28 protein-coding genes and 1 tRNA gene are annotated in these 26,103 nt (G+C 67.8%); 14 read left to right on the top strand and 15 right to left on the bottom strand.

Annotation, left to right across the window (positions count from 1 at the left end; translation table 11 throughout):
- Positions 1-164: 164 nt before the first annotated feature.
- From LC039_RS06180 to LC039_RS06160, 5 genes are all read left to right on the top strand, one after another.
- Positions 165-1,778: a cytochrome ubiquinol oxidase subunit I gene (locus LC039_RS06180; RefSeq protein ID WP_226622266.1), complete on the top strand. Its 1,614-nt coding sequence runs from the start codon at positions 165-167 to the stop codon at positions 1,776-1,778.
- A gap of 5 nt (positions 1,779-1,783) precedes the next feature.
- Positions 1,784-2,944: a cytochrome d ubiquinol oxidase subunit II gene (gene cydB / locus LC039_RS06175; protein ID WP_226622264.1), complete on the top strand. Its 1,161-nt coding sequence runs from the start codon at positions 1,784-1,786 to the stop codon at positions 2,942-2,944.
- 16 nt (positions 2,945-2,960) lie between these two features.
- Positions 2,961-3,083, top strand: a complete 123-nt coding sequence (gene cydX / locus LC039_RS06170; RefSeq protein ID WP_226622262.1) for a cytochrome bd-I oxidase subunit CydX — start codon at positions 2,961-2,963, stop codon at positions 3,081-3,083.
- Between the two features lie 185 nt (positions 3,084-3,268).
- Positions 3,269-3,721 carry an NUDIX hydrolase gene (locus LC039_RS06165; protein WP_226622256.1) on the top strand — a complete coding sequence of 151 codons (453 nt, stop codon included), beginning with the start codon at positions 3,269-3,271 and terminating at the stop codon, positions 3,719-3,721.
- A gap of 333 nt (positions 3,722-4,054) precedes the next feature.
- Positions 4,055-5,323, top strand: a complete 1,269-nt coding sequence (locus tag LC039_RS06160) for a hypothetical protein (RefSeq protein WP_226622254.1) — start codon at positions 4,055-4,057, stop codon at positions 5,321-5,323.
- Between the two features lie 21 nt (positions 5,324-5,344).
- Here LC039_RS06160 and dtd read toward each other — a convergent pair whose 3' ends face one another.
- The 3 genes from dtd to LC039_RS06145 form a co-directional block, all read right to left on the bottom strand.
- Complete coding sequence (gene dtd, locus LC039_RS06155) at positions 5,345-5,788, bottom strand: D-aminoacyl-tRNA deacylase (RefSeq protein WP_226622252.1); 444 nt, start codon at positions 5,786-5,788, stop codon at positions 5,345-5,347.
- Positions 5,785-6,696, bottom strand: coding sequence for a carbohydrate kinase family protein (locus LC039_RS06150; RefSeq protein WP_226622237.1), 912 nt, complete (start codon positions 6,694-6,696; stop codon positions 5,785-5,787). Before LC039_RS06150 ends, dtd begins: the two co-directional genes overlap by 4 nt.
- Before the next feature lie 63 nt (positions 6,697-6,759).
- Positions 6,760-7,878, bottom strand: coding sequence for a TFIIB-type zinc finger domain-containing protein (locus LC039_RS06145; protein WP_226622236.1), 1,119 nt, complete (start codon positions 7,876-7,878; stop codon positions 6,760-6,762).
- A gap of 183 nt (positions 7,879-8,061) precedes the next feature.
- Here LC039_RS06145 and LC039_RS06140 point away from each other — a divergent pair, with 183 nt between their 5' ends.
- Positions 8,062-8,676, top strand: a complete 615-nt coding sequence (locus LC039_RS06140; protein WP_226622234.1) for a hypothetical protein — start codon at positions 8,062-8,064, stop codon at positions 8,674-8,676.
- On the opposite strand, the gene LC039_RS06135 is transcribed toward LC039_RS06140, so the two are convergent.
- The 7 genes from LC039_RS06135 to LC039_RS06105 all read right to left on the bottom strand — a co-directional run bounded on the left by LC039_RS06135 (position 8,642) and on the right by LC039_RS06105 (position 15,511).
- A complete protein-coding gene (locus LC039_RS06135) occupies positions 8,642-9,763 on the bottom strand; it encodes an SPFH domain-containing protein (protein ID WP_226622233.1) in 1,122 nt (373 codons plus the stop codon). The genes LC039_RS06140 and LC039_RS06135 overlap by 35 nt on opposite strands.
- 39 nt (positions 9,764-9,802) lie before the next feature.
- On the bottom strand, positions 9,803-10,780 hold the full coding sequence (locus LC039_RS06130) for a DUF2927 domain-containing protein (protein ID WP_226622231.1): 978 nt from the start codon (positions 10,778-10,780) through the stop codon (positions 9,803-9,805).
- 4 nt (positions 10,781-10,784) lie between these two features.
- Complete coding sequence (locus LC039_RS06125; protein ID WP_226622230.1) at positions 10,785-11,987, bottom strand: toxic anion resistance protein; 1,203 nt, start codon at positions 11,985-11,987, stop codon at positions 10,785-10,787.
- Positions 11,988-12,010: 23 nt separating this feature from the next.
- Positions 12,011-12,910 (bottom strand): 5-bromo-4-chloroindolyl phosphate hydrolysis family protein, encoded by a 900-nt coding sequence (locus tag LC039_RS06120; protein ID WP_226622228.1) that lies wholly within the window; start codon positions 12,908-12,910, stop codon positions 12,011-12,013.
- Positions 12,911-13,087: 177 nt separating this feature from the next.
- Entirely contained in the window at positions 13,088-13,921 is an 834-nt protein-coding gene (locus LC039_RS06115) for a hypothetical protein (protein ID WP_226622227.1), read from the bottom strand.
- An 83-nt stretch (positions 13,922-14,004) separates the two neighbouring features.
- Positions 14,005-14,199: a hypothetical protein gene (locus LC039_RS06110; RefSeq protein WP_226622225.1), complete on the bottom strand. Its 195-nt coding sequence runs from the start codon at positions 14,197-14,199 to the stop codon at positions 14,005-14,007.
- A gap of 145 nt (positions 14,200-14,344) precedes the next feature.
- Positions 14,345-15,511 (bottom strand): pseudouridine synthase, encoded by a 1,167-nt coding sequence (locus LC039_RS06105; protein ID WP_413463812.1) that lies wholly within the window; start codon positions 15,509-15,511, stop codon positions 14,345-14,347.
- 76 nt (positions 15,512-15,587) lie between these two features.
- Between LC039_RS06105 and LC039_RS06100 the strand changes: the two genes are divergently transcribed.
- The 3 genes from LC039_RS06100 to LC039_RS06090 are packed head-to-tail and all read left to right on the top strand — an operon-like array spanning position 15,588 to position 17,302.
- The gene (locus LC039_RS06100; protein ID WP_226622223.1) at positions 15,588-16,043 is read left to right on the top strand and encodes a nucleoside deaminase; all 456 of its coding nucleotides are present in this window, start codon (positions 15,588-15,590) and stop codon (positions 16,041-16,043) included.
- A 1-nt stretch (position 16,044) separates the two neighbouring features.
- Complete coding sequence (locus tag LC039_RS06095; protein WP_226622222.1) at positions 16,045-16,590, top strand: pseudouridine synthase; 546 nt, start codon at positions 16,045-16,047, stop codon at positions 16,588-16,590.
- Positions 16,591-16,630: 40 nt separating this feature from the next.
- Positions 16,631-17,302: an SOS response-associated peptidase gene (locus LC039_RS06090; RefSeq protein ID WP_226622220.1), complete on the top strand. Its 672-nt coding sequence runs from the start codon at positions 16,631-16,633 to the stop codon at positions 17,300-17,302.
- 6 nt (positions 17,303-17,308) lie between these two features.
- On the opposite strand, the gene LC039_RS06085 is transcribed toward LC039_RS06090, so the two are convergent.
- From LC039_RS06085 to LC039_RS06070, 4 genes are all read right to left on the bottom strand, one after another.
- Positions 17,309-17,641, bottom strand: a complete 333-nt coding sequence (locus tag LC039_RS06085; RefSeq protein WP_226622219.1) for a hypothetical protein — start codon at positions 17,639-17,641, stop codon at positions 17,309-17,311.
- A gap of 148 nt (positions 17,642-17,789) precedes the next feature.
- Positions 17,790-18,962, bottom strand: coding sequence for a class I SAM-dependent methyltransferase (locus tag LC039_RS06080; RefSeq protein ID WP_226622397.1), 1,173 nt, complete (start codon positions 18,960-18,962; stop codon positions 17,790-17,792).
- A complete protein-coding gene (locus tag LC039_RS06075) occupies positions 18,962-19,738 on the bottom strand; it encodes a DUF1365 domain-containing protein (RefSeq protein ID WP_226622217.1) in 777 nt (258 codons plus the stop codon). Before LC039_RS06075 ends, LC039_RS06080 begins: the two co-directional genes overlap by 1 nt.
- Positions 19,735-21,027, bottom strand: coding sequence for an NAD(P)/FAD-dependent oxidoreductase (locus LC039_RS06070; protein ID WP_226622215.1), 1,293 nt, complete (start codon positions 21,025-21,027; stop codon positions 19,735-19,737). Before LC039_RS06070 ends, LC039_RS06075 begins: the two co-directional genes overlap by 4 nt.
- Positions 21,028-21,487: 460 nt before the next feature.
- Between LC039_RS06070 and LC039_RS06065 the strand changes: the two genes are divergently transcribed.
- Genes LC039_RS06065 through LC039_RS06055 form a run of 3 tightly spaced genes read left to right on the top strand, consistent with a single transcriptional unit; the run spans position 21,488 to position 23,417 of the window.
- Positions 21,488-22,045, top strand: a complete 558-nt coding sequence (locus LC039_RS06065; RefSeq protein ID WP_226622213.1) for a sigma-70 family RNA polymerase sigma factor — start codon at positions 21,488-21,490, stop codon at positions 22,043-22,045.
- A complete protein-coding gene (locus tag LC039_RS06060; protein WP_226622211.1) occupies positions 22,042-22,677 on the top strand; it encodes a ChrR family anti-sigma-E factor in 636 nt (211 codons plus the stop codon). Before LC039_RS06065 ends, LC039_RS06060 begins: the two co-directional genes overlap by 4 nt.
- A 2-nt stretch (positions 22,678-22,679) precedes the next feature.
- Positions 22,680-23,417 (top strand): SDR family NAD(P)-dependent oxidoreductase, encoded by a 738-nt coding sequence (locus LC039_RS06055; protein WP_226622209.1) that lies wholly within the window; start codon positions 22,680-22,682, stop codon positions 23,415-23,417.
- A 64-nt stretch (positions 23,418-23,481) separates the two neighbouring features.
- Here LC039_RS06055 and LC039_RS06050 read toward each other — a convergent pair whose 3' ends face one another.
- The gene (locus tag LC039_RS06050) at positions 23,482-23,892 is read right to left on the bottom strand and encodes a DUF2177 family protein (RefSeq protein WP_226622207.1); all 411 of its coding nucleotides are present in this window, start codon (positions 23,890-23,892) and stop codon (positions 23,482-23,484) included.
- Positions 23,893-24,033: 141 nt separating this feature from the next.
- On the opposite strand from LC039_RS06050, the gene LC039_RS06045 reads away from it, so the two are divergent.
- Together LC039_RS06045 and LC039_RS06040 are read left to right on the top strand one after the other, a co-directional pair.
- Positions 24,034-24,107 (top strand) — tRNA-Gly (locus LC039_RS06045).
- Between the two features lie 144 nt (positions 24,108-24,251).
- Positions 24,252-26,051: an ABC transporter transmembrane domain-containing protein gene (locus LC039_RS06040; RefSeq protein WP_226622205.1), complete on the top strand. Its 1,800-nt coding sequence runs from the start codon at positions 24,252-24,254 to the stop codon at positions 26,049-26,051.
- Positions 26,052-26,103: the final 52 nt, after the last annotated feature.

Genomic DNA, 26,103 nt, shown 5'->3' with positions numbered 1-26,103 from the left:
GCAGATCAAACCGCTGTCACAATGGCCGGGTGTAGCAGGGCATCTGAAAGGTGTCGTTCGGTAAATAGTTCCGCCCACCTCGATTTTTACTTTGTGGGCCAAGGAGCTGGGATCACGCGCGTGATCGCGCGCTGCCGGGGCCACATGCACTGAGGAGTACTGACATGGAGCTCGATGTTGTCGAGCTGTCGCGTCTGCAATTTGCGATGACGGCGCTCTACCACTTCCTCTTCGTGCCGCTGACGCTGGGTCTGTCGATCCTCGTCGCGATCATGGAGACGGTCTACGTGATGACGGGGCGTCCGATCTGGCGACAGATGACGAAATTCTGGGGCACGCTGTTCGGAATCAACTTCGTTCTGGGCGTGGCCACGGGGATCACCATGGAATTCCAGTTCGGCATGAACTGGAGCTACTACAGCCACTACGTCGGCGACATCTTCGGCGCGCCGCTGGCGGTCGAGGGGCTGATGGCCTTCTTCCTCGAGGCGACCTTCGTCGGGCTGTTCTTCTTCGGCTGGGACAAGCTCTCGCGCGTGGCGCATTGCATCGTCGCCTGGCTGGTGGCGATCGGCTCGAACTTCTCGGCGCTGTGGATCCTCATCGCCAACGGCTGGATGGTCAATCCGGTCGGTGCCGAGTTCAACCCCGAGACCATGCGGATGGAGATGACCAACTTCTTCGACGTGGTCTTCAACGAGGTGGCGCAGGCAAAGTTCGTGCACACCGTCTCGGCGGGCTACATCACCGCCTCGATCTTCGTGCTCGGCGTCTCGGCCTGGTACATGCTGAAGGGCCGCCACGTCGAACTGGCGCGCCGGTCGATCTCGGTCGCCGCCTCCTTCGGCCTCGCGGCCTCGCTGTCGGTGGTCGTGCTGGGGGACGAGTCGGGCTACTCGGCCAGCCACACCCAGAAGATGAAGCTCGCCGCCATCGAGGCCATGTGGGAAACCGAACCGGCCCCCGCCCATTTCACCCTGATCGGCTTCCCCGACCAAGAGGCCCGCGAGACCCACTACGCGGTGCATATCCCCTGGGTCATGGGCCTGATCGGCACCCGCTCGCTGACCCAGGAAATCCCCGGGATCGCCGAACTGGTCGAGGAATCCGAGGCCCGCATCCGCTCCGGCATGCTTGCCTATGACGACCTGATGACCATCCGCGAACAGCGCGACGCCACGCCCGAGGCGGTGCGCGCGAGCTTCGAGGCACGCTCTTCCGACCTCGGCTACGCGATGCTGCTGAAACGCTACGTGGACGACCCGCGCGAGGCCACGGAAGAGCAGATCAAGATGGCCGCCGATGACACCGTGCCGGGCGTGGCGCCGCTGTTCTGGTCGTTCCGCATCATGGTCGGCCTCGGCTTCTCCTTCATCGCGCTCACCGGGCTGTTCTTCGTGCTCAGCAACTTCCGTCGCGGCGACTATCCGCGCTGGGCGCTGACGCTGGCCGTGGCCTGGATCCCGCTGCCCTGGATCGCCGCCGAGATGGGCTGGATCGTCGCCGAATACGGCCGCCAGCCCTGGACCGTGGACGGCATCCTGCCGACGGCGCTCTCGGCCTCGCACCTGAGCGTGGGCGACCTGCTGTTCACCCTCGCGGGCTTCGCGCTCTTCTACACCGTGCTCTTCATCGTCGAGATGGGTCTCATGCTGAAATACATCCGCAAGGGCCCGCAGGAGGATGTCGAGGAAACCGAAACATGGATGCAGCGGCACGAGCACCGGCTGCGCACCCATGACGGCAAGGGTCCCTTTGCCGATGTGCCTGCGGAGTAACCATCATGATTTTACATGATCTCATCAGCTTTGAAGTCCTCCGCCTGATCTGGTGGGTGCTGCTCGGCGTGCTGCTGATCGGCTTTGCCCTCACCGATGGCTTCGACATGGGCGTCGGCGCGCTGCTGCCCTTCGTCGGGCAGACCGATGTCGAGCGCCGCGTGGTGATCAACACCATCGGCCCGGTCTGGGAGGGCAACCAGGTCTGGTTCATCCTCGGCGGCGGCGCGATCTTCGCGGCCTGGCCACCGCTCTACGCGGTCAGCTTCTCGGGCTTCTACCTCGCGATGTTCGCCATCCTCGCGGCGCTGATCCTGCGCCCGGTGGGCTTCAAGTACCGCTCCAAGCGTGACAGCGCCAAGTGGCGGAGCAGCTGGGACTGGGCGCTTTTTGTCGGCGGCGCCGCCCCGGCGCTGCTCTTCGGCGTGGCGGTGGGCAACGTGCTGCTGGGCGTGCCCTTCCACCTGACCGAGGACCTGATGCCGATGTATGACGGCACCTTCTACGGCAAGTTCCTCGGGCTGCTGCGCCCCTTCGCGCTGCTTTGCGGGGTAGTGTCGCTGTCGATGCTGATCATGCACGGCGCGGCCTGGCTGTCGGTGAAGACCAAGGGCATGGTTGCCTTCCGCGCGCAGCGCATCGGCACCGTGGCCGGAATGATCGCCGCGGCGGGCTATGCTCTCGCAGGGCTCTGGCTGGCCTTCGGCATCGACGGCTTCCACATCACCTCGGAGATCGTCACCGACGGCCCCTCCAACCCGCTTTTCAAGGAGGTGCTGCACGAGGGCTCCTGGCTGATCGCCTATACCGAGCGCCCGTGGATCCTGATCGCGCCGATCCTCGGCTTCGTGGGAATTTTCATGGCGGTGCGCGGCCTGCGCGAGGGCTTCGAGGTCTCGACCTTCCTGTGGTCGAAGCTGGCGATCCTCGGGGTCATCTCCAGCGTCGGGCTGACGATGTTCCCCTTCATCCTGCCGTCGACCGTCGACCCGCGCAGCTCGCTCACCGTCTGGGACAGCTCGTCGTCGCATCTGACCCTGTTTGTCATGCTGGTCGCGACGGTGATCTTCCTGCCGATCATCCTCGCCTACACGGCCTGGGTCTACAAAGTGCTCTGGGGCAAGGTCACCGAAGACGATGTGAACCGCTCGCACAGCGCCTACTGAGAAAAGGAGAGAACAGATGTGGTATTTTGCCTGGATCCTCGGCCTTCCGCTGGCGGCGCTCTTCGCGGTGATGAACGCCATGTGGCTCGAGCTGCGCGACGATGCGCGCATGGTCTCCGAGGCCGAACGCGAAAGCTGAGCGCGCCGGATGCGTGTATCGAAGGGCGGCCCTGCGGGGCCGCCCTCCATCGTTTCAGCGCAGGCATGGGGTGAAAGGCGCCTTCCGACAGGCGGGCCCTCTTGCCGGCGTTTATTGCCTGTTGTCACATCCGGGTTACATTCCTTCCGTACGAGGCACGAGTTTCCCCAACAGGTATCCCCTTCATGCCCTCACTCGGTGAGCAAATCGCGGCCCTTCCCATGCAATGGGACAAGTCAGGAAAGCTTCGGGTGCTCATGGTCACGTCGCGCGACACCGGGCGCTGGGTCATGCCCAAGGGCTGGGAAATGGATGGCAAGAAGCCCTGGGCCGCCGCCGAGATCGAGGCGCTCGAGGAAGCCGGCGCCAAGGGGCACATCGGCAAGAAAGAGATCGGCATCTATCACTACCACAAGCAGCTCGACGACGATGCAGAGCTGCACTGCCGGGTGCGTGTCTATCCGATGATCGTCGACAAGCTCTCGCGCGACTGGAAAGAGCGCAAGGAACGCAAGCGCAAGTGGTTCACCCCCAAGGCCGCGGCCAAGCGGGTCGATGAGCCAGAGCTTTCGGATCTGCTGCTGACGCTCTGCGACGCGCCGCACAAGATTCCCCTCATCTCCGCCCTGCTGAGCTGACTGTCGTCTCCGCGACCATGCGGCATTCTAGCAACGCCAGCTTCGCGATCTTGCATGCCCTGGCACCTTGGCCTCTGGGGAATGTGGCGAAAATAAGATAGGCTGATCGCCAGAGCGCGGCCGCCGGAGATTTTACGAGAGCGGCCCGTTTCAGGCAGAGCAGTGCGATCCTCGACAAGAGCGGCTTGCGCGCGTCCTGGCGGGCGCGCTGGGGCCTCTTTCCAGCGACCCGGGACATGTGGTGCCGGGCGCTCCGATGTCTCACCTCTGCCGGTCTGTACCGCGGCGCGTTGCCGCGATCTGTGAACGAGTGATTGAGTAGAAAGGGGAGAGATGAGCGGATCGTCTTTCCGTCTGGGCTGCGGTCTTGCGCTGGTCGCGCTGCTGCCCGGGTGCATGCAGGGATATGACGGGGCAGGACCGGCGCCCGCCAGCATCGCGGGACCGCAGGGCATGGCGCTGCGGGCCGCCGAAGACAGCGCCCCGGTGATCGAGACATTGGCACGGCGACCCGGGGCGATCGTTCCCGGCACGCCCTATGCCGCCATCGCCCGCGCGGTGCTGGAGGGCGGCAGCTTCCGGGCGTCGTCGGAACTGCGCGTGGCGCGGCTGCGCGGCGAGGCGGAGGAGCTTGCTTGGCTGCCCGAGCTTGGGCCGGTGCTGTCGCTGGCCGCGCTTCAGCGCATGTCCGAAGGGGTCCGGGCCCGTCCCGAAGGTTTCGACACGCTGCGCAAGCAGGCCGAACGTGACCTTGCGCTGGCGGGGATCGACAGCGCCGCGCTCGCGCTGGCCGAAGAGGCCAATGTGCAGGTTTTCGAGGCGATCGGACAGCACCTGAGCATCGAGGAGGCCCGGGCCCGTGCGGCTCTGTTCGCGGAGGTCTACCCGGATTTCGCCGCGCTGGACTGGCCGATGCACCGGGCGGTGGCGGGGGGCACCGAATCCACGCAAAGGCTGCAGGCGCTGCGCGCGCAGGTGGCGCGGGTGCGCGCCGGGCGGGTGGAGGCCCTGGAGCAGGCCGAGCGCGCACGCGGGGAACTTGCGGCAATGGGCGACAGTCGGCTGGGCGGCGTCGAGGGACTCGGCACGCTGCGCGAGCTTGTCACCCCAGTGCCGCTGCCGGACCTGCAGGCGCGCGTCGCGCGCGCCGCACAGGAGGCGCAGGAACTCCGCGCCGCGCATGTGCTGCTCGACGGCCTCGACCTGCGGCGCTCGCCGGAGGAACTGGCTGCGCTCGAAGAGGTGGCGGGCTACGCGGGAGAGGGCAGTGATGCCGCGGGCTGGACGCAGGAGGTGGGCGCGCCTGTCCTCTCGACGGTGCTGCCGGGCGATTTCGAGCTTGGGGTGGCGGCGCAAGAGCGCGCGACCCTGCAGGCACGCCTGCGCGAGGCGCAGATCCAGCACGCATCCGCCGCGGCCGAGGCGCAGCAGGCAAGGCAATTGCAGCGCGCCGGGCAGATGACTGCCGGACGGTTGCTGGAGCCGCTTTCGGCTGCGCTCGACGCGCGGGAGGCTCAGATCACCCTGCAGTTCGCGCTGGCCCGTGCCGAACTGCGGCTGGCCTATCTGCGCGGCACGCTGGTTGCCGGCTCGGCTTTGTGACGCGCGCCGACGGCGGGGGCGTCAGCCCTCGCTGTCCATCCAGATCGTCACCGGCCCGTCGTTGAGCAGCGCCACCTTCATGTCGGCGCCGAACCGTCCCGTGGCGGTGGCGATGCCCTGCGCGTCCATGCGTCCGGCGAAATACTCGTAGAGCCGCTCGCCCTCCGCCGGGTCGGCGGCAGTGGAAAAGCCGGGGCGGTTGCCGCGCTGGGTGTCGGCGGCGAGGGTGAACTGGCTGACCACCAGCGCCGCGCCGCCGGTGTCGAGCACCGAGCGGTTCATCCGCCCGGCGTCGTCGCGGAAGATGCGCAGCTTGGCGATCTTCGCGGCGAGCTTGTCCGCCTGCGCCTCGGTGTCGCCCTGCATGGCGCAAATCAGGATCAGCAGCCCGGGGCCGATCTCTCCGACCACGGCACCTTCGACCGTCACGCTGGCTTCCGAGACGCGCTGGACCAACGCTCTCATGCGCCGACCTCCAACTCGTGCGTCCACGGTGGGTTGGCGCCGGCACGGCTAACGGTCACCGCCGCCGCCTGCGCGCCGAGCGCGACCGCGGGGCGCAGCGCCTCCATGCCGGTCTCGCGCAGCGCGGCGCGGCTCAGCAGCCCGGCCCGCTCCAGCCCCGCGAGGAGCCCGGCGTTGAACGTGTCGCCCGCACCGACGGTGTCCACCACCGTCGCGCGGGTCGCGGGCACCTCCATGCTGCCGCGCGCGGTGACTGCCAGCACCCCCTCGGCACCACGGGTCTCGAGCACCAGCGCCGTGCCGCCGTCGAGCAGCGCCTCGGGCGTGGTACCGAGCCAGTCCATGTCCTCGTCCGAGATCTTCACGATGTCCGCCCGCGCCAGCATCCCGGCGAGCCGGGCCCGGTAGCGCGCCTCGTCCTTGATGAAGCCGGGGCGGATGTTGGGGTCGACCATCACCACCCGCTCGCCCGCCTGCGCGCAAAGCGCGGCGAAGGTGTCGGCGCAGGGCTCCGACACGAGGCTGATGCCACCGAAGAACAGCGCGGTGGTGTCATCGCCGAGCCCGGGCAGGTCGGCTTCAGCCAGCATCCGGCCGGCGGTGTTCTCGTCGTAGAAGGCGTAGCGTGCCTGTCCGTCGACCAGCGTGACGAAAGCGAGGGTCGTGGGGCGGTCCGAGCGCGGGCAGGCGGAGAAGTCGACCTGCGAGGCCGCCAGCGCCTCGGCCAGGATCGTGCCGAAGAGATCGGTCGAGAGGCCGCCGAAATAGCCTGCCGGGGCGCCCAGCCGTCCGAGCGCGATGGCGGTGTTGAACACCGCGCCTCCGGCCACCGGGGCAAAGGCGGGCTCTCCGCCGGTGCTCGTCCGGGGCAGCATGTCGATCAGCGATTCACCGCAGCACAGGATCATCTCTCGCTCCCTGTTCCCTCGAGATGTGTTAGCGCTATACCTAGCCCGCCGGGCCGGGGTCGCTCAATAGCCAATGGGCACCGTGAAGCCGCCGCCGCCCTGCGACTGCGACAGCATGTAGCCGATCAGCGCCGCGGCGATGGTGCCGAGGATGATCGCCATGGCGATCTTCCAGGCCGACCAGGGGCGCTCGCCCTGCACCCTCCCGGTGGTGCCATTGACCACGAAGCGGTAGGTCTGGCCGCGGAACTTGTAGGCGGCCAGCCAGACAGGCAGCAGCACGTGCTTGAAGGTGACCTCCGAGACCTGCGTGTCCACCGAGGTGATCCGCTGCTGGTCGCCGCCGATGTCGAACTTGATGTCGCGGGTGATCTGACGGTCCATGATGTGCCGCGCCTCGACGAAGCCGGCGTCGAGATCGACCTGGTAGCCCTCGGCCCGGAACCCGGCGAGGAACTCCGGCCGGTAGGGCTCCAGCCGGCTCAGGTCCCAGGGCTCGAGCGCGTCGGTGAACCGCTTGGGCAGCGACTTCGAGGCCAGCACAAGCACGTCGTCGAAGAAGCGCGCGACCCGCCCGCGGACCGGGGTCCAGCGCACCTTGGGCACCTGCACCTGCTGGCGCTTGCCGTCGCGCACGACGGTATGGGTCTCGTAGTAGACGGTGCCGCGCGCGCCGCTGTAGGCGCTGCGGGTCTTGGCGTCGAAGGTCCAGTAGGGCACGTAGATGCCCTGCATCTTGCGGCCCTTGCGCGAATATTCCTTGAGCCCGTTCGGCGCGAACCAGAGCCGCCCGAGCCAGTCGTTCATCGCCTTGTGCGCGCTCTTCTCGTCGAGCGCGAAGGGCAGCACGCCCTTGGGCTTGATCTGGCGGTGGGTGCCGGTATCGGCGACCACCGGCGTGGCGCAGAAGGGGCATTCGGTGGCGTGGGTGTCGGGATCGAACTCGACCTCGGCGCCGCAATTGGGGCACTTGGTGACCCGCAGATCCTCCATCTCCTGCAGCGGAAGCAGGTTGTCCATGGCGGCGCGGAAATCGAGCTCGCGGATGTCGCTTTCCCAGGGACCGGCGGATTCGACCGGCTGGCTGTGGCCGCAATGATCGCAGACCAGGGCTTCGGCGGCCGGGTCGAAGCGATAGTCGGCGCCGCATTGCTCGCAGGGAAAACGGTGGGTTTCGTTCATGCCCGAAGATCCTCCAGATCCGCCTTTTTCCGGCAGGGCCACCCTAGGCGGAGAGGCCGGGAGAGGGAACCGCCTTCTGCCGCGGACAGCCGCGCGCCACACGACAAGTTCAGGCACGCGCTTTTGCATTCCCGGCGTCAGCGACTAGGCTGCGGGCAAACGTGGGGAACAAGAGGGCGACGCATGCGGGTCCGGATGAAACACGCGGTGATCGCGGTACTGGCGCTGGTCGCCGGAACCAGCGCGGGGCGGGCGGCGGATCTCGCCTGGCGGTTCGAGTGGCAGGGCAATGGCGGCTACGAGATGCGCGGGGCAATCGCCATCGACGCGGCTCTGGCCGAGCGCGACTACGTCTACGCCGAGGACGTCGAGTGCTTTGTCGTCGAGGGCTACCATGATGACGAACCCATCGGTCGCTGGGCGCTCGGCATGAAGACCGACGAGACCAGCTGGGCGCTGACCTTCCGGCCCAGGCAAAGCGAATTCGCGGTCTTCGGCCCGGAAAGCCCGATGCCGCAGGCCTGGAACATGAACGGCTTCGGCACCGACTGCGGGCGCGAGGGCTTCGGCTTCAACATCGGCAACGCCGCGCAGGATCTGTGCCTGAACGGCCGTCTGCTGACCGCCTCGCAGGTGACGCCCTCGCGGCCCTTCCCGGCGACGCGTGACGACGCGGTGAGTTTTCCGGCGGATGCCTGCCTTGCCCCGGCGCTGCTGGGGCAGGCGGATGCGGAGGCGCTGCGGCCCGCCTCCTACGTCCCGCTCATGCGCCCGGAGGCGGCGGCGGCAGGACGGTGAAGAGCTGCGCCAGCTCGGTGACGTCCTCGGCGCGCATCCAGCCGTCCTGTCCTTGCGTCCAGACGTAGCTGTCGCGGATGAGCTGGCCTTCGGTCGCCATGCGGCCCATGCGCGCCTTGGAGTAGGGTCCCTGCGTCTGGCCGTTCACCGCCACGTGCCAGACGTGTTCGACCGGCGGCGGGGGAGGCGGCGGCGCGGCGGCGGCGGTCTGCTGCGGGCGCGTGCCCCAAGGTCCGGCCTGCGCACCTGTCATGGCGCCGCCCATGGCCATGCCCATGCCAGCGCCGAAGCCGGTGCCCATGGCCTGACCGGCGGCGGAGCCCTCGGCCCCCAGCGCCTCGGCGGCCTGGAAGCGGGTGTAGGCGTCGAGATCGCCCACCACCCCCATCGATGTGCGCTTGTCGAGCGCCTTCTCCACCGCGTCGGGCAGCGAGATGTTCTCGATGTAGAGCTCGGGCAGGGTCAGCCCGTATTCGGCGATGGTCGACGAGATGCCTTCGGCCAGCATCTTGCCCAGCTCCTGCGTATTGGCGGCCATGTCGAGCACCGGGATTCCCGACGAGGCGATGAGCCGCGAGAACTCCTGCACGATGATGTTGCGGATCTGGAAGCTGATCTCGCCCGAGGTAAACTCGCCGTCGGTGCCGACGATCTCGACGAGGAATTTCGCCGGGTCCGAGACGCGCACAGAATAGGTGCCATAGGCGCGCAGCCGCACCGGGCCGAACTCGGGGTCGCGGCAGATGATCGGGTTCTTGGTGCCCCACTTCAGCCCGTTGAACCGCGTCGTGTTGACGAAATAGACCTCGGACTTGAAGGGCGAGCGGAAGCCGTGATCCCAGTGCTGCAGCGTGGTCATGATCGGCATGTTGTTGGTCTCGAGCATGTAGAGACCGGGGGTGAAGACATCGGCGATCTGGCCCTCGTGGACGAAGACCGCCGCCTGTCCCTCGCGCACTGTCAGCTTGGCGCCGTACTTGATCTCGTGGCCCTCGCGCTCGAAGCGCCAGACCATCGTGTCGCGGGTGTCATCCGTCCAGTGGATGACGTCGATGAACTGTCCCGAGAGGAAATCCAGAATACCCATGATCGTCTCCTGTGTTGGTCAGACCCTGTCGGCCCGCCTTCAGCTTGGCCCGAGGCCTCCGGTGAGCTGTGCGGCGAGGTCCGCCACGATGGGCCGCGCGGCGGCCGCGTCCATGCCGGGCTTGAGCTGGGGGTCGTAGAGGATTTTCAGAAGCATTTCGTCCATGCTGGTGAGCAAGGCGAATTCGTCGTCGTCGTTGAAGATCGAGGGCCGCGCCTGCGGGCTGTCGTTGCCGAGACCCAGACCCTGCGCGACTTCCTCGTGGACGCAGGAACGGCGCAGCAGATCGGGATGCTCGGAACGGATCACCGCGATTGCCTCGCCGTAGGCGTAGCCGTCCGGCTTGTCGGAAAAGGCGATGACGAGGCAGTGGATCTCGCGGGGGAGGTGGTCGAAGACCGCCAGCGCGGTGGGATTCACGTCCGGCACCAGTTGCTTGATCCGTGGGGCAATCGCCGCCCTGTCGTCGAGCGACATGAACAAAACGTGGAAGTTCGCGTTGCTCGGGGACATGGAAATGGGGTGGCCGGTGATCCGCCCGAGCCGGTCAACATACTGGGTCAGCATGTTGCGGTCGGTCACCCTCTGGTCCTCGGGGACATGCGTGCCGAACTCGACCGCGACGCGCACCGGCTTTTCCCATTTCTTCACCCGGCCGAGCTCCCCGCGCGAGGGCTTCAGCCCCTGGCCGCGGGCGTATTCCTCGGCGAGGGCGATCCGTTCGAAGTTGCGCGCCAGCATGGTGTCGGTGATCGGCGTGTCGGGGCCACCGCCATCGGTGCGCAGCAGACCCTGCGAGAGCAGGTCGGCCTGCACCCGCGAGTAGTAGACCTCGAGATCGTAGCTCGCGAGGGATTGGCGCGGCGCCGAGGCTTCCGCCGGCGGTTCGGGTTTCAGGCCCGACGGGCGGGACTGCGGCAGCACCCCGGTGCTGCGCGGAGCAAGGGCGGAACTGTCGCAGGCCGCGAGGCCCGCGCAAACCAAGATACCCAGTAAAAAGCGACCCCAGCTCCGCATATGGTTACGACCCCGCCGGAACCGAGGTGGCGGCGTTGTCGCCGGTGCCCGTGGCGCGGGACTTGGCCAAGGCAAGCGTGTCGCGCAGCTCCGCTTCCATGGTCTTGAGGTCCTCCTCGGCCTTGGCGCGGCGCGCCTTGCCCTCGTCGGCGATGCGCAGGCTGTCCTCGATGGTGGCGATCAGGTCGGCGTTGGCCTGTTTGACCGATTCGATGTCGAAGACGCCGCGTTCCATCTCGGTGCGGATGGCGGCATTGCTCTCGCGCAGGTTCTTGGCGTTCGAGGTGAGCAGCTCGTTGGTCAGGTCGTTGGCATCGCGGACTGCGGCGGCGGCCTCGGACGAGCGCTGGATTGTCACCGCCTGCGCCAGCTGCGTCTCCCAGAGCGGCACGGTGTTGACCAGCGTCGAGTTGATCTTGGTGACGAGGCTCTTGTCGTTCTCCTGCACCAGCCGGATCGAGGGCAGCGACTGCATGGTCACCTGCCGCGTCAGCTTCAGGTCGTGCACCCGGCGCTCGAGATCGTCGCGGGCGGCGCGCAGGTCGCGCAGCTCCTGCGCCTTCATCACCTTGTCCTCTTCGGAGGCGGCCTCGACGGCGGCCTCGCGGGCGGGGATGTCGTTGGCGTCCAGTTCCTCGATCTTCTTCTGCCCGGCGGCGATGTAGAGCGCCAGCTCGTCGTAGAAGGTCAGCGTCTTGTCGTAGAGCAGGTCGAGCGACTTGATGTCCTTGAGCAGCGTGTGCTCGTGCTTGAGCAGGTTGTCGGTGATGCCGTCGATCTGGCCCTGCACCTGCTCGTAGCGGGCGGTGAACTTGGCGAAGGGCGCGGCCTTGCCGATCAGCTTCTCCCACCAGCTCCGCTTGCGGCGCACATCCAGTTCCGAGACCGAGAACCCGCGGATTGTGGTGACGATATCGCGCAGGCTGTCGCCCGCCGGGCCGACGTCCTTGTTGCGCACGTCGGCAAGCATCGCCTGGCTGATCTCCTGCAGCTCGGCCTGGGCGGCGGAGCCGAAGGAGACGATCGACTGGGTGTCCTCCATGTCGATCTCGTCCATGCGCGCGCGGATCTCCTCGGTCACTGCGGGGGAGGCGGCTTCGAAGCTCTCGACCTCGTCCGCGGGCTTAGGGTCGGGCAGGATCACAGCATTCACCTCTTCCACCAGCGCCAGCTCCTGCTGGGCCTTGGTTCTCACATTCTCGGACATCGGACTTCCTCCGTGACTGTCTCTCATTCGGGCTCTGTCAGTCGCACGCCTTCGCGCTGCAACCTGTCGCGCAGCACGTCGATCTCGACGGTGAGATCGGCATTGTTGTCGAGCAGGAGCTTCTGGTTCTTCTGGCCGAAACTCTCTTCGAGGTCGGTCAGCAGCATCATGAAATCGGATTTCGCGCCGCGGTCCTGCGTGCGGCTGTAGATGTCGGCGAATTTCACCGCCGCATCGCGCGCGCCCATCAGGTAGACGCCGAGGTACTTGCGCGCGGCGGTCAGGTCGCGCGGGTCTTCCTCGACGGTGCGGATCAGATCCTTGGCCTTGGCATGGAAGCGCTGCACGCGGGCCTCGACCTGGCGATCCCCGGCCCGGCGTACCGCGTCCTCCATGGCGTTGAGGTAGCTTTCGGCCTCGTCCACCACCTTGGCGACACGGTCCTGCTGGAAGGTGTCGACCCCCTCCATGCCCTTGTGCTTCATCGGGTCGATGCCGAAGGCGCCGATGTGCAGCGCAAAGGCCGAAAGGCCGTAGAGCACCGGGGCGACCATGCCGGGGTCGGACTTGAAGGCGGCCAGCCCGACGCCGACACCGGCGCAGACCGCGGCGAAAAACTTGCGCGGGATGGCGGGGCGACGGGCGATCTTGCGCTCGTCATAGGCCGCCTGCGCCCGCAGGCCGTCGCGCAGCAGCCAGGCGCCGAGCAGCAGAACGCCGGCGCCGGCCAGCCCGACCGCCAGCCCAGCGGCGCCGGAGGTCAGCGAGGTCGCTGCGAGGACGATGGGCGGAGCAAAGAGCACGTTCGAGCGCGCCCCTACAGGGTCCACGCGTGCGCCGTGGTAGAGCGGGCGCTCGTCTTGGCCGCTGCCATCACTGGAAGACCCGTCGGGGCTGTACTTGCCGCCATAGCGCTGTGCCAAGTCAGAGCCCTCCCAGCCAGCCGGAAGTGACTCCGAAGAGAAGCACGATCAGCAGCACATAGGCCACTTTGCGCAAGCCCTTGTCGGTCATGATGATCCCCGCAAGCTCTCTCGGTTCAACAAGAACCTAAGCGCTTCGCGGGGCACTTGCTAGGGGGGAGTTCCGGTGCGGAAGCCTCAGGCGACCTGCTTGTCCGCCATCCGGTTCCACAGGAGGTCGGCCTCGACGTCATAGGCATCGCGGCCCTGCTCGGCCCCGGCCTTGCGCAGCCGGTCCTCGAAGGCCTCGCCGAGGGCGGTGACCCGGGCGATGTAGCGGCGCCGGGCCTTGGGCCGGGCGTCGCTGTCCCAGGCTTCGATCAGCCGCGCGTTTTCCTTGCCGAGAAGATCGAGGAAGCGCGCCACGGGCTTGCGCAGACGGCGTGCAGCAAGCGGATCCTGAGAGATCGCGTGCATCAGCCCCATCACCCCGTTCTGCAGCGCCTCGGCGCGGCGGCTGAGTTCGGCATCGCCAAGTGCTGCGACATCGGCGACGGCGGCGCTGATCGCGGCGTCGATCCGGCCCAGCGTCTCCTGGGTGCGCAACTGGCGCAGCTCTTCTTCGGGCGCGCCCTCCTTGTCGGTGAGCGGATCTCTGCCGAAGGCCGCGATGCTCAGGCCGAAGCCCAGCACGCCGAGGCCAAAGGGGATCGCCAGCGAGACGAAATGATGCCCCGCGAGAATCATCACCAGCAGACCGAGCAGGCCCGAGCCGACCAGCTTGCGCGGCAGGCGGGGGGCCTTGGCGCTGTCGCGGGCCTCATAGGCCTCGGCGATGGCGACGCCGCGATAGATCATCCGCAGGGCAAGGCCGAAGATTGCCAGCATCAGCACGGCGGTAAAGGCCGTGGCGGGCGGGCCCTGGAACAGCAGCAGGAGCAGCGGAAAGGCCGCGAGCAAGAGGATGCCGATGCCGGATTCGAGCAGGCTGGAGGCGGGAGGCTGCCTGCGAGAAGATCGTGTCGTTCCCATGGTCTGTTCCAGTAGCGGTGGCCGGAGGGCCTGAAGAATGGCGGCGGCCCCGGGGTCGGAGCACGGACGGGGCGGGCGGCGGCTCAGAGGTATCCCAGCAAGAAGATCAGCAGCCAGAGCACGGCAAAGGCGAGCTTTGCGCGCAGCGTGCCGCTGGCGCGGGCACGGGAGGTGGCGCTGGCCAGCGCGTTGTAGGTGTCGGTTGCGACGACGCGGATATGTCCGAGGACAAGAACCGAGGTCGCAAGGAGGATGGTCAAGGCAAGTAGCGTGCTCATGGGGCCAGAAATGTCGAGCAATCCGGGCGAAATGAGGGCGCCTTCCGGCCCAATCCGTGAAAACTTCTTGAGCGTTAATGACCCGTTAAGTCAGGGACTGCCGCATCGGGGGTCTGCCCCGCGCAGAGCCTTGTTTTCAGGGCCTTTACGACCGTTTGCGCGGCGGTGGGCCGCGCCTTTGCCGGCTCGGTACGGGCTTGTCGGGCTTCGCGCCGTCGAGCCCGAGCTGGTCGCGCACCACCTTGGGGCGCAGCTCCTGCACCTCGCCCTCTTTCAACTCGCCGAGCTGGAACGGCCCGTAGGAGACGCGGATCAGCCGGTTCACCGTCAGGCCGATGTCGGCCATGGCGCGGCGAATCTCGCGGTTCTTGCCCTCGCGCAGCCCGACGGTCAGCCAGGCGTTGGCGCCCTGCTGGCGATCGAGGGTGACCTCCATCGGCTGGAACTTCTGGCCGTCCACCATGATGCCCGCGCGCAGCGGCTTCAGCATGTCCTCGGTGGGCGATCCGTTGACCCGCACGCGGTACTTGCGCAGCCAGCCGGTCGAGGGCAGCTCGAGCTTGCGCTTGATGCCTCCGTCGTTGGTCAGCAGCAGCAGCCCCTCGGAGTTGAGGTCGAGTCGGCCGATGCTCATCACCCGCGGCAGCTCCTCGGGCAGCTTGTCGAAGATCGTCTCGCGGCCCTTCTCGTCGCTGGTGGTGGTCACCAGTCCGACGGGCTTGTGATAGAGCCAGATGCGCGGCGCCTCGGGCGGGGCCAGCGGCACGCCGTCGACGGTGATCCGGTCCTTCGCGGTGACGTTGAGCGCCGGGCTCTCCAGCACCTTGCCGTTCACCGAGATGCGGCCTTCCTCGATCATCTTTTCCGCCTCGCGGCGGCTGGCGACTCCGGCACGGGCGAGCACCTTGGCGATGCGCCCGTCCTCGGTGGCGATCGGCGTGCCCGTGGGGCGCGGCTCGGGGGCGGGCTTGGCGCCGCGGGGGCCCGATTTTGCGCCGGGCTTGCCGCCCATCTTGCCACCTGCCTTGAAGCCGCCGCGGGGCGCGCTGGAGTAATCCGTCTCGTCGTGGACGATGCCGCGGCCCCTGGGTTTTCCGGCGGGTTTGGCAGCAGGCTTGCCGCCAGGTTTGCCGAAGGGCCTGCCTTCGGGCTTCGCACCGCGCTCCGCCCCTGCGACAGCCACCTTCGGCCCGGGTTTGAAACCGGACTTGGACCCGGGTTTGAAACCGGCTTTGGGGCCAGACTTCGGACCCGTGCTGGCACGGGACTTGGGGCCGGAGGGTTTGGCGGGGCGCGACGGGGGTTTGCTCATGAATTTGCCATACTGCATCGGCGGGGCCGGGGGAAGCCGACTCGCCAAGCGCCGCGCTTCGCGCTAAGCCCGCGGGATGAAATTTCGCTCTCACATGGATCAGGCGCTGGCCGAGGCGCGCGCCGCCGCCGCCCGCGGCGAGGTGCCGGTGGGCGCCGTCATCGTCTCGCCTTCGGGCGAGGTGATCGCTTCGGCGGGCAACCGCACGCGCGAGCTGAACGACCCCACCGCCCACGCCGAGGTGCTGGCCCTGCGCGCCGCCTGCGCCGCGCTCGGCTCCGAGCGGCTGCCGGAGCATGATCTCTACGTGACGCTGGAACCCTGCCCGATGTGCGCCGCGGCAATCTCCTTCGCCCGCATCCGGCGGCTGTACTACGGCGCGTCGGACCCGAAGTCCGGCGGCGTGGCGCAGGGGGCGCGAATCTATGCCCACCCGCAATGCCACCATGTGCCCGAAGTCTACGACGGGCTCGCGGCGCCCGAGGCCGAGTCGCTGCTCAAGGACTTCTTCGCCGCGCGCAGGGAGGCGTGACATGGCCCGTGTGATCCTCCTCAATAAGCCATTCAACGTGCTCTCGCAGTTCACCGACAAGGGCACCGAGGGCAGCCCGCGCGAGACGCTTTCAAACTACGTGAAAGTACCGGGGGTCTACCCCGCGGGGCGGCTTGACCGCGACAGCGAGGGGCTGCTGGTGCTGACCGATGACGGCAAGCTGCAGGCGCGCATTTCGAGCCCGAAGTTCAAGCAGCCCAAGACCTACCTCGTGCAGGTCGAGGGCAGCCCGACCGAGGCGCAGCTTGCGCAGCTCCGCAAGGGTGTCGAACTGAAAGACGGCATGACCCGCCCGGCGCAGGCGCGGCTGATCCCCGAGCCCGAGCTCTGGCCGCGCAACCCGCCGGTCCGCTATCGCAAGTCCGTGCCGGATGCCTGGATCGAACTGAAGATCACCGAGGGTCGCAACCGCCAAGTGCGGCGGATGACGGCGCATGTGGGTCTGCCCTGCCTGCGGCTGGTGCGCTGGGCGGTGGGGGCGTGGTCGCTCGACGGCATCCCGCCGGGCGAATGGCGTGACATCTGAGGGGCTGGCGCGCGCCGCGTGGCGCGCTACTCTAGCCCCCATGTGCGGACGTTTCGCGGTCACCCTTCCCGACGATGCCATGGCCAAGATCTTCGAGGCCATGCCCGGCAACGATTTGCCGCATGTCCCCAACTACAACGTCTGCCCGACCAACGACGTGCATGTGATCCGCTCCGAGGACGGCACACGCCTGCTGGTGTCGATGCGCTGGGGGTTCATTCCGCAGTGGTACAAGGCCCCCAATGACGGCCCGCTGCTGATCAACGCCCGCGCCGAGACCATCGCCGAGAAACCCGCCTTCCGTGCCGCCTGCCGCGAACGCCGCTGCCTGATCCCTGCGAGCGGTTTCTACGAATGGACCAAGACCGAGGAGGGCAAGCGCCTGCCGTGGTACATCGCCCCGGCAGAGGGCGAGGTGCTGGCCATGGCCGGGATCTGGCAGGACTGGGAGCGAGAGGGAGAGGCCTATCGCACCTGCGCCATTGTCACCACCGGCGCCAGCGGCGAGATGGCGAAGGTGCATCACCGCATGCCGGTGATCCTGCAGCAGAAGGACTGGGGGCTGTGGCTGGGCGAGGAAGGCCGCGGCGCGGCCCCGCTGATGAAGGCCGCGCCGGAAGGATCGCTTCGGCTGCACAGGGTCGACCCGAGGGTCAACTCCAACCGCGCCGAGGGGCCGGAGCTGATCGAGCCGCTGATCGAGCCGATCTGAGCGGGGTCAATAGTTGTTCTCGAGTTCCAGCGGGGCGGGGTTCACGTAGTCGATGAGCCCGGCCGCGGTGCTCTCGGTGTTGTAGGTGTCGCCGAAGGCGCCCTGCATGCCGTCGGTCACCTCCAGGGCGTAGCTCTCGCCGGGCTCCAGCACGCCGCTGTCCCAGGTTGCGTCGATGGCCGTGGCCGACATGGGGACCGTCGAGTCGTTCACGAAGGTCACCACGTCACCGACCGTGACATAGACCTCTTGGGGGAAATAGCCGAGCCCCATCAGCTTCACTTCCTGCTCGGCGGCAGCGAGCGGCGCGGCGGTGCCGGCCACGAGAAAAAGGGTCATTCCGAACTTGCGCAACATGTCAGGTACCTCGCGCGGCCTAAAAACCGAGAAAACCGGGGCGCATGCCGCCCCACCGGCCAAAGCGGTACTGCCGGACTGGGGCGAAAATGGGCCGCTTGAGGGCAAAAACCGTGGCAGGGCAGGGGGTTTAGGTCTCGCCGGCATGGCGCAGTTCGACCTGCACCACGTCGGTGCGCCCGCTTGCGAAGGTGGCGGCGCAGGCGTCGAGGTAGAACTGCCAGCTGCGCAGGAAGGTCTCGCCGTATCCGAGCGTCTCGATCCGCTTGCGCTGGCGCAGCAACCCGTCGCACCAGATGCGGCAGGTGCGCGCGTAATCCTGGCCGAAGGCGAAGCTCTCGCGCAGCACCAGCCCGGCCTTCTGCGCTTCGCGGGCCAGCACCGCGTTGCACGGCAGCATGCCGCCCGGGAAGGTGTGCTGGCGGATGAAGTCCGTGCGCTTGCGGTAGAGCGAAAACTCCGCGTCCTGCACGGTGATCGCCTGCAGCACGGCGCGCCCGCCCTCGGCCAGCCGGTTCTTGAGGGTGGCGAAATAGACCGGCCAGTAGCGCTCGCCCACCGCCTCGATCATCTCGATCGACACGATGTTGGCAAAGCGCCCCTGCACGGCGCGATAGTCCTGAAGCCGGATCTCGGCGCGTCCGTCGAGGCGGGCATCGGCGTAGCCTTTCTGGCTCGGCGAGAGGGTGATCCCGGTGACGCTCCGCCCCTGTTCCGCCGCGCGCTCGGCAAAACCGCCCCAGCCGCAGCCGATCTCCAGCACCGAGGGCGCTTCACTCAGCCGCGACAGGATGCGGTCGTACTTGCGGTCCTGCGCATGGGGCAGGGCGTCATCGCTCTCGCCCTCGGCAAAGAGCGCAGAGGAATAGGTCATGCCCGGGTCGAGCCAGAGTTGGTAGAACTCGTTGCCGACGTCGTAGTGCGCGCGGATGTTGCGGGACGACCCCTTGAGGCTGTTGGCGCGCAGCACCCGGTCGATTAACTGAAATTTCAGGCGGGCGAGCGGGCCGGGGGTCACGTAGTGCTCGACCGCGTCGAGGTTGTCGAGCGCCAGGCGGATCAGCCGTTCCGGACTCGAGCTGTGCCAGAGGCCCGCGACATAGGTCTCGCCGAGCGCCACCTCGCCGCGCGCCGCAAGCGCGGGCAGCATCGCCCAGTCGAGGATGTGCATTTCTGCCTCGGGCCCGCTGTCGCCGAAGCGATGGCGGGTGCCCTCGGGGGTGATCAATGTAAGCTGGCCCGTCTCGATCCGCTCCAGCGTCGACAGGAAGCGGCGTTTCATCAGGGTCGTCACGGGCAGGATCATCGGCTGACCTCGTTTTCGGGCGGAGTGGGCAGCTTGCGATAGCCAGCCCCCTTGAGTTTCAGGCGGAGCGCATTCCAATAGATGAGCACAATCACGCGCATCGCGCCACCGGGGCGTTTCAGGGCAGCGCCCAGCAGGCGCATCGACGAAGCCGGTGCAAAATCGCCGTGCATCGTGGCGATCAGCCCCTCCGTGCCGTCGATCTGGTGGATCGCGATGGCCGTCCCGGCGGTGCTGATGGCAAAGCGGAACCGGTAGGTGCCCTGCACGTCCTGGAAGGGCGAGACATGGAAGACCTTGGTCGCGGTCAGCTCGTCCCCGGGCGCGATTGGGGTGAAGCCGGGGTGATGGCACAGGTAGCTGTGGCGCTGGCCGAAGGTGTTGTTCACCTCGGCGATCACCGCCAGCAGCCTGTCGCCGCGCAGGGCCAGCCAGAACGACACGGGGCTGAACCAGTAGCCGAGAAAGCGCGGCTGGGTCATCAGCGCCACCGAGATCTCATCGAGCCCGGCATTCGCGAAGACCCGACGCGCCCATTTCGCGCCCTCGCCGGCGCCGCGCGGGCCGCCGTGGTCGCGATCGTGCAGCGCGGTGAGGTTGAAGCGGTTGCGCGAGAAGAAGGCGCGGGGCCGCGCGCGCTCGGGATCGAGCAGCAGGTAGTCCACGCGGTAGGCGAAGGCATGCCGGATACCTCCGCGCCGCGCGTGGGTGACGCGGGCGGGAAGGTGCAGCATCTCGCCGCCTTCGAGCGTGTCCGAGAGACTGGCGTTCATGCGGCCACCGGGGTGGGCAGCATTTTCCGCGCAACGCGAACGGCGCTGGCAAAGCCGTCCTCATGGAAACCATTGCGCAGCCATGCCCCGGCGTACCAGCTGCGGTTCATCCCCTGCAGCGCGGCGATCTTTCCCTGCGCCTCTAGCGCGCCGAGATCGAAGACCGGGTGGCGGAAGGTGTTCTGGTCGTAGATCAGCTCTTCCGGGATCTCGCGTTGCGGATTGAGCGTCACGAACATCGGATCGCTGTCGGGAATGCCCTGCAGCCGGTTCATCCAGTAGGTCACACCGACGGGCAGGTCGGCAGGCGTTCCGGGTTCGGTGCGGAACACCCAGGAACTCCAGCAGCGGCGGCGGTTCGGCATAAGGCGGGTGTCACGGTGCAGAACGGCGTGGTTGTTCTGGAACTTCACCGCGCCCAGAGCACGGCGTTCGGCGGCGCTGGGCGCGGCAAGCAGCGACAAAGCGACATCGGCATGGCAGGCGAAGATCACCTGGTCATAGGTCTCGGGCGCCTCGCCGTCGGTCATCACCTGCACGTGGCGCTCATCCCGTGTCACCTGGCGCACCGGTGTGCCGGGCCGCAGTGAGACCTGCCGCGCCTCGAGCGCTGCGGTGAGGCGCGAGACGTAGCTCTGGCTGCCCCTCGACACGGTCCACCACTGGTGCTGGCCGCCGGCCGAGAGCAGGGCGTGATTGCGCAGGAAGCGCACCAGTGCCTGCGCCGGGAAGTCGCCGATCTTCGCCGAGGGGGTGGACCAGATGGCGCCGCAGATCGGGTAAAGATAGCGCTCGCGAAAAGCGGTTCCGAGCCCCAGCACGTCCAGCAACTCGCCGATCGAGGCGTTGGGACGCGCCGCAGCCGTCGCTTCCACCTGACCGTTGAACCGCAGGATGTCGCGGATCATCGCGTAGAAGCCGGGCCGCGCGAGGTTGCTGCGCTGGCCGAAGAGCGCATTACCCGAACGCAGCGCATACTCCAGCCGACCGCCGTCGAGCGAGACGCCGAAGCTCATGTCGCTGCGCTGCACCGGCACGTCGAGGTCGCGGAACAGGGCGGTCAGATGCGGGTAGTTGGCGTAGTTGAAGACGATGAAGCCGGTGTCCACCGGTTGGTCGCCGTAGCGCCCGGCGACGACCGTGCGGGCGTGGCCGCCAAGCCGCGGCGCGGCCTCGTAAAGCGTGACGCGGCAGCGCTGCGACAGGAGCCATGCGCTGGCGAGACCCGAGATGCCGCCGCCGATCACGGCGACGCGCTGGGGAACTCCGAAAGACAGGTCTAGGGCCACGCAAACCTCCGCCGCGAAAAACTGGACATATGATTGTTACGCATGTGGATTCGAAATGGATCACCAAGGCGTTGAGGCGAGGGGGAATTTTTTTCGGATGCGCCGGGCACGTGTACCGGTCGTCGGGCGCGCACCTCCCCGCGCGCGGGCAGGCAACTGTCATCGCCGCGCATTGCTCGGAGGACGCAGGGCTTTGGCTGGCAAAAAGCGCGCGCCTCGGGCAGAGGGGCGCCATCCCATCGGCCCGCCTTGGCATGGCGCTCTCCATGCATTTTGCAGGCGTAGTGCTTGCGCCCGCAAAAAAATTCATACCTCGGGTGATCCTTTTCGCCTTGGCCGCCGTAACCCCTACATGTCTCTTGATGGCCGCCTCACCACGCCCGAAGCGTTCGATGCTTTCCAGCCGGAAGGCCCGAGACCTGCTAACTTGGTGATACGACGCAAGAGCAAGGAGACCCGTGTGACGCCCGCCCAAAGAACCGAACAGACGCAATGGCTGCTTGCCGTGCGCGACCGCAGGGACCGCGAGGCCTTTGGTCGGCTGTTTGATTTCTTCGCGCCCCGGCTGAAGGCGATGCTGATCCGCAGCGGGTTGCGCGACGGCAGTGCCGAGGACGTGGTGCAGGACGTGATGATCTCGGTCTGGAACAAGGCGGCGCAATTCGACCCGCACCGGGCCGAGGCCTCGGCCTGGATCTACCGGATCGCGCGCAACCGCCAGATCGACCTCTACCGGCGCAAGCCGCTGCCCGAGCCGGAACTGATGCAGGAGCCCGAGAGTTCCGAGCCCGACGCGCCGCAGATCCTCGCCATGGAGCAGGAGGCGGCGCAGTTGCGCGAAGCGCTGCAGAAGCTGAGGCCCGAACAGATCGAGGCGCTGCGTCACGCCTACATGGACGAAATGCCCCACAGCGAGATCAGCCGGATCACCGGCCTGCCGCTGGGCACGATCAAATCCCGTATCCGCCTCGGGCTCGACCGCCTGCGGCGCGACCTGACCGACCTGAGATCCCAATGAGCAAGATCACCCATCATATCCCCGAGGAGATGCTTCGCGCCTATGCCGCAGGCACGCTGCCGCAGCCCTTTGCGGTTGTGATCGCGGCGCATGTGTCGCTCTGCGATGCCTGCCGCGCCGCGGTCGAGACCGAGGCGGCCCTGGGCGGCGCCCTGCTGTCCAGCATGGCTCCCGCGGCCGTCTCCTCCGGCGCAAAGGACCGTCTCTTCGCAGCGCTCGACAGCGCGCCGCCACCCCCTCCGCAGCAGCGTGGGTCGGGCATCTTTCCCGCCCCCGTCATGGAGGCGCTGAAAGGCCAGCCGCCGCGCTGGAAAATGCTGGGCGGCGGCATCCGCCAGCAGATCCTCAGCGCCGATGCCGAGGGCTCGCTTCGCCTGCTCTACATCCCGCGCGGTCGCGCCGTACCCGAGCACACCCACGGCGGGCTCGAGCTGACGCTGGTGCTGCAGGGCAGCTTCTCGGACTGTGAGGGGCGGTTCGGCGCCGGGGATGTCGAGGTGGCTTCAGACGATGTCGACCACCAGCCCATGGCGGGTGACGAGGGGCCCTGCATCTGCCTTGCCGCCACCGACGCGCCGCTGCGGTTCCGCGCGATGATTCCGCGCCTGCTGCAGCCGCTGTTCCGCATCTGACCATGAGTTTCGACGGCAAACGCATCTGGCTGATCGGCGCCAGCTCGGGCATCGGCGCGGCGCTGGCGAAGGAGCTGGCCGGGCAGGGCGCGCATCTGGTGCTCTCTGCTCGCAACGAGGAGGCGCTGCAGGCGCTCGCCGCAGAGTGTGGCGGTGCCGAGGTGGTGCCGCTCGATCTTGCGCGTGCCGAGAGTCTCGGCGCCGCTTCCGAGCGGGTCGCCGAGGGCGGCAAGCTCGATGCGCTCGTCTGCACCGCGGCGCTCTACGATCCTGCGCGGGTGGTGGACCTCGATCCGGAGAAGACCGCAGCGCTGGTGCAGGTGAACGTGACCGGCACGCTGCTGGTGGCGCAATGCGCTCCGAAGGTGCTGCGCGAGGGCGGGCAGCTTGCGCTCTTCGGCTCGGTGGCGGGCTATGTGGGTCTGCCGAAGGGGCAGGCCTATTCCGCGACCAAGGCGGCGATCATCAACCTCGCCGAGACGTTGCGGGTTGAGCTTGCGCCAAGGGTCGACGTTCGGCTGGTCTGCCCCGGATTCGTGCGCACGCGGCTGACCGACAAGAACGATTTCAAGATGCCCGCGATGATCGAGCCGGAACAAGCGGCGCGCGACATCGCCAAGGGCATGAGCGGGCGCAGCTTCGAGATCCATTTCCCGAAGCGGTTCACCTTTGCGCTGAAGATGCTTCGGCTGTTGCCCTACCCGGTCGCGCTGCGCCTCACGGCGCGGCTTGCGGGCTGAGCTCCTCACCCCCGGACCTGTCGCGGGGGGAGGGGGGCTCACGCGAGGCGGGTCAGGAACGTCGTCAGCTCGCTCTCGGAAAGATCGCCAGAACCGCCGCAACCCCTGCCCAGGCGGACACACCGGTCAGCACCGCGCCCCAGAGACAGTCGGCGATCACCTGCTCCCAGCTCCAGTCGGCCAGCGTGGCGAAATTGGTCATCTCGTAGGTGCCGTAGCACATCAGCCCGAGCAGCGCGCCCATCCACAGCGCCTGCAGCGCCGCGCCCTCGCGCAGCGCCGGCAGCGAGACGAAGACAAGCACCCCGACCACATAGGCAAGGTAGAATCCTGCCGCCGGTCCGAGCCGCAGCGGCTCTGCCAGCAGGTGCCCCACGTGGCGCTCGAAGACCGGGCGGATGAGGTATTTCAGCCCGAGCATGTCGAGGCCGAGGAATATGGCAGCCGTGATGCCGTAGAGGAGGAGGGTCTGCATGGGAGGTCCTTTGGTACCTTACCTCGGGGTTACGCCGGGGCGCGCGGATTGGATCACCGGAAAAACGCGGCGGCATCCTGCAAAAGCCGCGCGGGGGCGGTTGACCGGGCCGACCGGTTGCAATATCTCTCCCGCCACTACGCGGGCGTTGTGTAGTGGTAAGACCTTAGCCTTCCAAGCTAATGACGCGGGTTCGATTCCCGCCGCCCGCTCCAAACTCCCCCGACATCGTTGCCCGATACCGTCGTTTGCAGATCCCTGCGCCTCGGCAGCCGCAATGCGCGCGCGGCTGTGACACGCCGCGCCTTGACGCAGGCCGCGCGGGCCCGCAATACCGTCCTGAAGACAAAGGAGCGGGAATGGCCCACGGAAACCCGGCTGCCGCCGTGCAGGACGATCGCGAGAAATCCCGGAAACTCGGCTCACTGGGCGCCCTCTGGCCCTTCATGAAGCCCTATCGCGGGCTGATGATCGCCGCGATCCTCGCGCTGATCGCCACCGCCACCGTCTCGCTGACCCTGCCGTTGGCGGTGCGCCGGGTGGTGGACAACTTCGGCACGCAGGACGGGGCGCTTCTGGACCGCTACTTCATGGCGGCGCTCGGCATTGCCGCGCTGCTGGCGCTCGGCACCGCCGCCCGCTACGCGCTGGTCACCCGGCTCGGCGAGCGCGTGGTGGCCGATATCCGCAAGGCGGTCTTCGACCGGGTGATCGGCCTGTCCCCCGCGTTCTACGAAAACGTCATGACCGGCGAGGTGCTCAGCCGGATCACCACCGACACCACGCTGATCCTCTCGGTGATCGGCTCGTCGGTGTCGATCGCGCTGCGCAACCTGCTGCTCTTCGCGGGCGGGCTGACGCTGATGCTCTTCACCTCGGCCAAGCTCACCGGAATGGTGCTGCTGATCGTGCCGGTGGTGATCGTGCCGATCCTCACGCTCGGGCGCCGCCTGCGCAAGCTGAGCCGCGAGAACCAGGACTGGATCGCCGTCTCTTCGGGCAATGCCGCCGAGGCGCTCTCCGCCGTGCAGACGGTGCAGAGCTACACCCACGAGGCGATCAGCCGCGAGGGCTTTGCCGAAGTCACCGAGAAGAGCTTCGACGCGGCCCGCCGCCGGGTGAAGACCCGCGCGCTGATGACGGCGATCGTCATCTTCCTCGTCTTTACCGGTATCGTCGGCGTGCTCTGGGCCGGGGCGGTGGACGTGCGCGCGGGGCAGATGAGCGCCGGGGCGCTGGTGCAATTCGTCATCTACTCGGTGATGGTCGCCGGGGCCGTGGCGGCGCTGTCGGAGATCTTCGGCGAGCTGCAGCGTGCCGCGGGCGCCACCGAGCGGCTCGTCGAGCTGCTGCAGGCCGAGGACACGGTGACCGATCCCGCGCAGCCGCTGCCGGTGCCCGGCACCGTGCGCGGCGAGATCACCTTCGACAAGGTCGATTTCACCTATCCCGCTCGGCCCGGCGTCAAGGCGCTCGACGGCATCGAGTTGAACATCCGGCCGGGCGAGACCGTCGCCCTCGTCGGCCCCTCGGGCGCGGGCAAGACCACCATCGTGCAGCTGATCCAGCGTTTCTACGACCCCGACGCGGGGCGGGTGCTGCTCGACGGGGTGCCGCTTGACCGGATGAGCCGCAACGGCTTCCGCCGGCACATCGCGCTGGTGCCGCAGGACCCGGTGATCTTCGCCGCCTCGGCGCGCGACAACATCCGCTTCGGGCGGCCCGGTGCCAGCGATGCCGAGGTCGAGGCCGCCGCCCGTGCCGCCGCCGCGCATGACTTCCTGAGCGCGCTGCCCGAGGGCTACGATACCTTCCTCGGCGAGCGCGGCGTGATGCTCTCGGGTGGGCAGAAGCAGCGCGTGGCCATCGCCCGCGCCATCCTGCGCGATGCGCCGGTGCTGCTGCTCGACGAGGCGACCTCGGCGCTCGATGCCGAGAGCGAGCGCGCGGTGCAGCAGGCGGTCGACACGCTGGCCGAGGGCCGCACGACGATCATCGTCGCGCATAGGCTTGCCACGGTGAAGAAGGCCGACCGCATCGTCGTCATGGAGCATGGGCGCATCGTGGCGCAGGGCGGGCATGACGCGCTGGTTGCCGAGGGCGGGCTCTATGCCCGGCTGGCGCGGCTGCAGTTCACCGACGGCCTCGCCGCCGAGTAGGCGCGTCCTCGTGGCTCGGGTCCATCCGGGCTTTGCGCCGCTGGGCCGACGT

The organism is Alloyangia pacifica (assembly GCF_020524285.1).
Lineage (GTDB): Bacteria > Pseudomonadota > Alphaproteobacteria > Rhodobacterales > Rhodobacteraceae > Salipiger > Salipiger pacificus_B.
Note: the sequence above shows the minus strand (reverse complement) of the source record. Positions and strands in the feature narration are given on the sequence as shown.

What these genes read in the sequence shown, in the direction of transcription:
- LC039_RS06095 (WP_226622222.1), top strand. Translation starts at nt 16,045, where the DNA reads ATGGCCCGTGTGATCCTCCTCAATAAGCCATTCAACGTGCTCTCGCAG.
- cydB (WP_226622264.1), top strand. Translation starts at nt 1,784, where the DNA reads ATGATTTTACATGATCTCATCAGCTTTGAAGTCCTCCGCCTGATCTGG.
- LC039_RS06115 (WP_226622227.1), bottom strand. Translation starts at nt 13,921, where the DNA reads ATGGGAACGACACGATCTTCTCGCAGGCAGCCTCCCGCCTCCAGCCTG.
- LC039_RS06130 (WP_226622231.1), bottom strand. Translation starts at nt 10,780, where the DNA reads ATGCGGAGCTGGGGTCGCTTTTTACTGGGTATCTTGGTTTGCGCGGGC.
- LC039_RS06145 (WP_226622236.1), bottom strand. Translation starts at nt 7,878, where the DNA reads ATGAACGAAACCCACCGTTTTCCCTGCGAGCAATGCGGCGCCGACTAT.
- LC039_RS06090 (WP_226622220.1), top strand. Translation starts at nt 16,631, where the DNA reads ATGTGCGGACGTTTCGCGGTCACCCTTCCCGACGATGCCATGGCCAAG.
- dtd (WP_226622252.1), bottom strand. Translation starts at nt 5,788, where the DNA reads ATGAGAGCGTTGGTCCAGCGCGTCTCGGAAGCCAGCGTGACGGTCGAA.
- LC039_RS06105 (WP_413463812.1), bottom strand. Translation starts at nt 15,511, where the DNA reads ATGAGCAAACCCCCGTCGCGCCCCGCCAAACCCTCCGGCCCCAAGTCC.
- LC039_RS06165 (WP_226622256.1), top strand. Translation starts at nt 3,269, where the DNA reads ATGCCCTCACTCGGTGAGCAAATCGCGGCCCTTCCCATGCAATGGGAC.
- LC039_RS06135 (WP_226622233.1), bottom strand. Translation starts at nt 9,763, where the DNA reads ATGGGTATTCTGGATTTCCTCTCGGGACAGTTCATCGACGTCATCCAC.
- LC039_RS06050 (WP_226622207.1), bottom strand. Translation starts at nt 23,892, where the DNA reads ATGCAGACCCTCCTCCTCTACGGCATCACGGCTGCCATATTCCTCGGC.
- LC039_RS06040 (WP_226622205.1), top strand. Translation starts at nt 24,252, where the DNA reads ATGGCCCACGGAAACCCGGCTGCCGCCGTGCAGGACGATCGCGAGAAA.
- LC039_RS06160 (WP_226622254.1), top strand. Translation starts at nt 4,055, where the DNA reads ATGAGCGGATCGTCTTTCCGTCTGGGCTGCGGTCTTGCGCTGGTCGCG.
- LC039_RS06140 (WP_226622234.1), top strand. Translation starts at nt 8,062, where the DNA reads ATGCGGGTCCGGATGAAACACGCGGTGATCGCGGTACTGGCGCTGGTC.
- LC039_RS06075 (WP_226622217.1), bottom strand. Translation starts at nt 19,738, where the DNA reads ATGAACGCCAGTCTCTCGGACACGCTCGAAGGCGGCGAGATGCTGCAC.
- cydX (WP_226622262.1), top strand. Translation starts at nt 2,961, where the DNA reads ATGTGGTATTTTGCCTGGATCCTCGGCCTTCCGCTGGCGGCGCTCTTC.
- LC039_RS06110 (WP_226622225.1), bottom strand. Translation starts at nt 14,199, where the DNA reads ATGAGCACGCTACTTGCCTTGACCATCCTCCTTGCGACCTCGGTTCTT.
- LC039_RS06125 (WP_226622230.1), bottom strand. Translation starts at nt 11,987, where the DNA reads ATGTCCGAGAATGTGAGAACCAAGGCCCAGCAGGAGCTGGCGCTGGTG.
- LC039_RS06060 (WP_226622211.1), top strand. Translation starts at nt 22,042, where the DNA reads ATGAGCAAGATCACCCATCATATCCCCGAGGAGATGCTTCGCGCCTAT.
- LC039_RS06085 (WP_226622219.1), bottom strand. Translation starts at nt 17,641, where the DNA reads ATGACCCTTTTTCTCGTGGCCGGCACCGCCGCGCCGCTCGCTGCCGCC.
- LC039_RS06180 (WP_226622266.1), top strand. Translation starts at nt 165, where the DNA reads ATGGAGCTCGATGTTGTCGAGCTGTCGCGTCTGCAATTTGCGATGACG.
- LC039_RS06150 (WP_226622237.1), bottom strand. Translation starts at nt 6,696, where the DNA reads ATGATCCTGTGCTGCGGTGAATCGCTGATCGACATGCTGCCCCGGACG.
- LC039_RS06100 (WP_226622223.1), top strand. Translation starts at nt 15,588, where the DNA reads ATGAAATTTCGCTCTCACATGGATCAGGCGCTGGCCGAGGCGCGCGCC.
- LC039_RS06055 (WP_226622209.1), top strand. Translation starts at nt 22,680, where the DNA reads ATGAGTTTCGACGGCAAACGCATCTGGCTGATCGGCGCCAGCTCGGGC.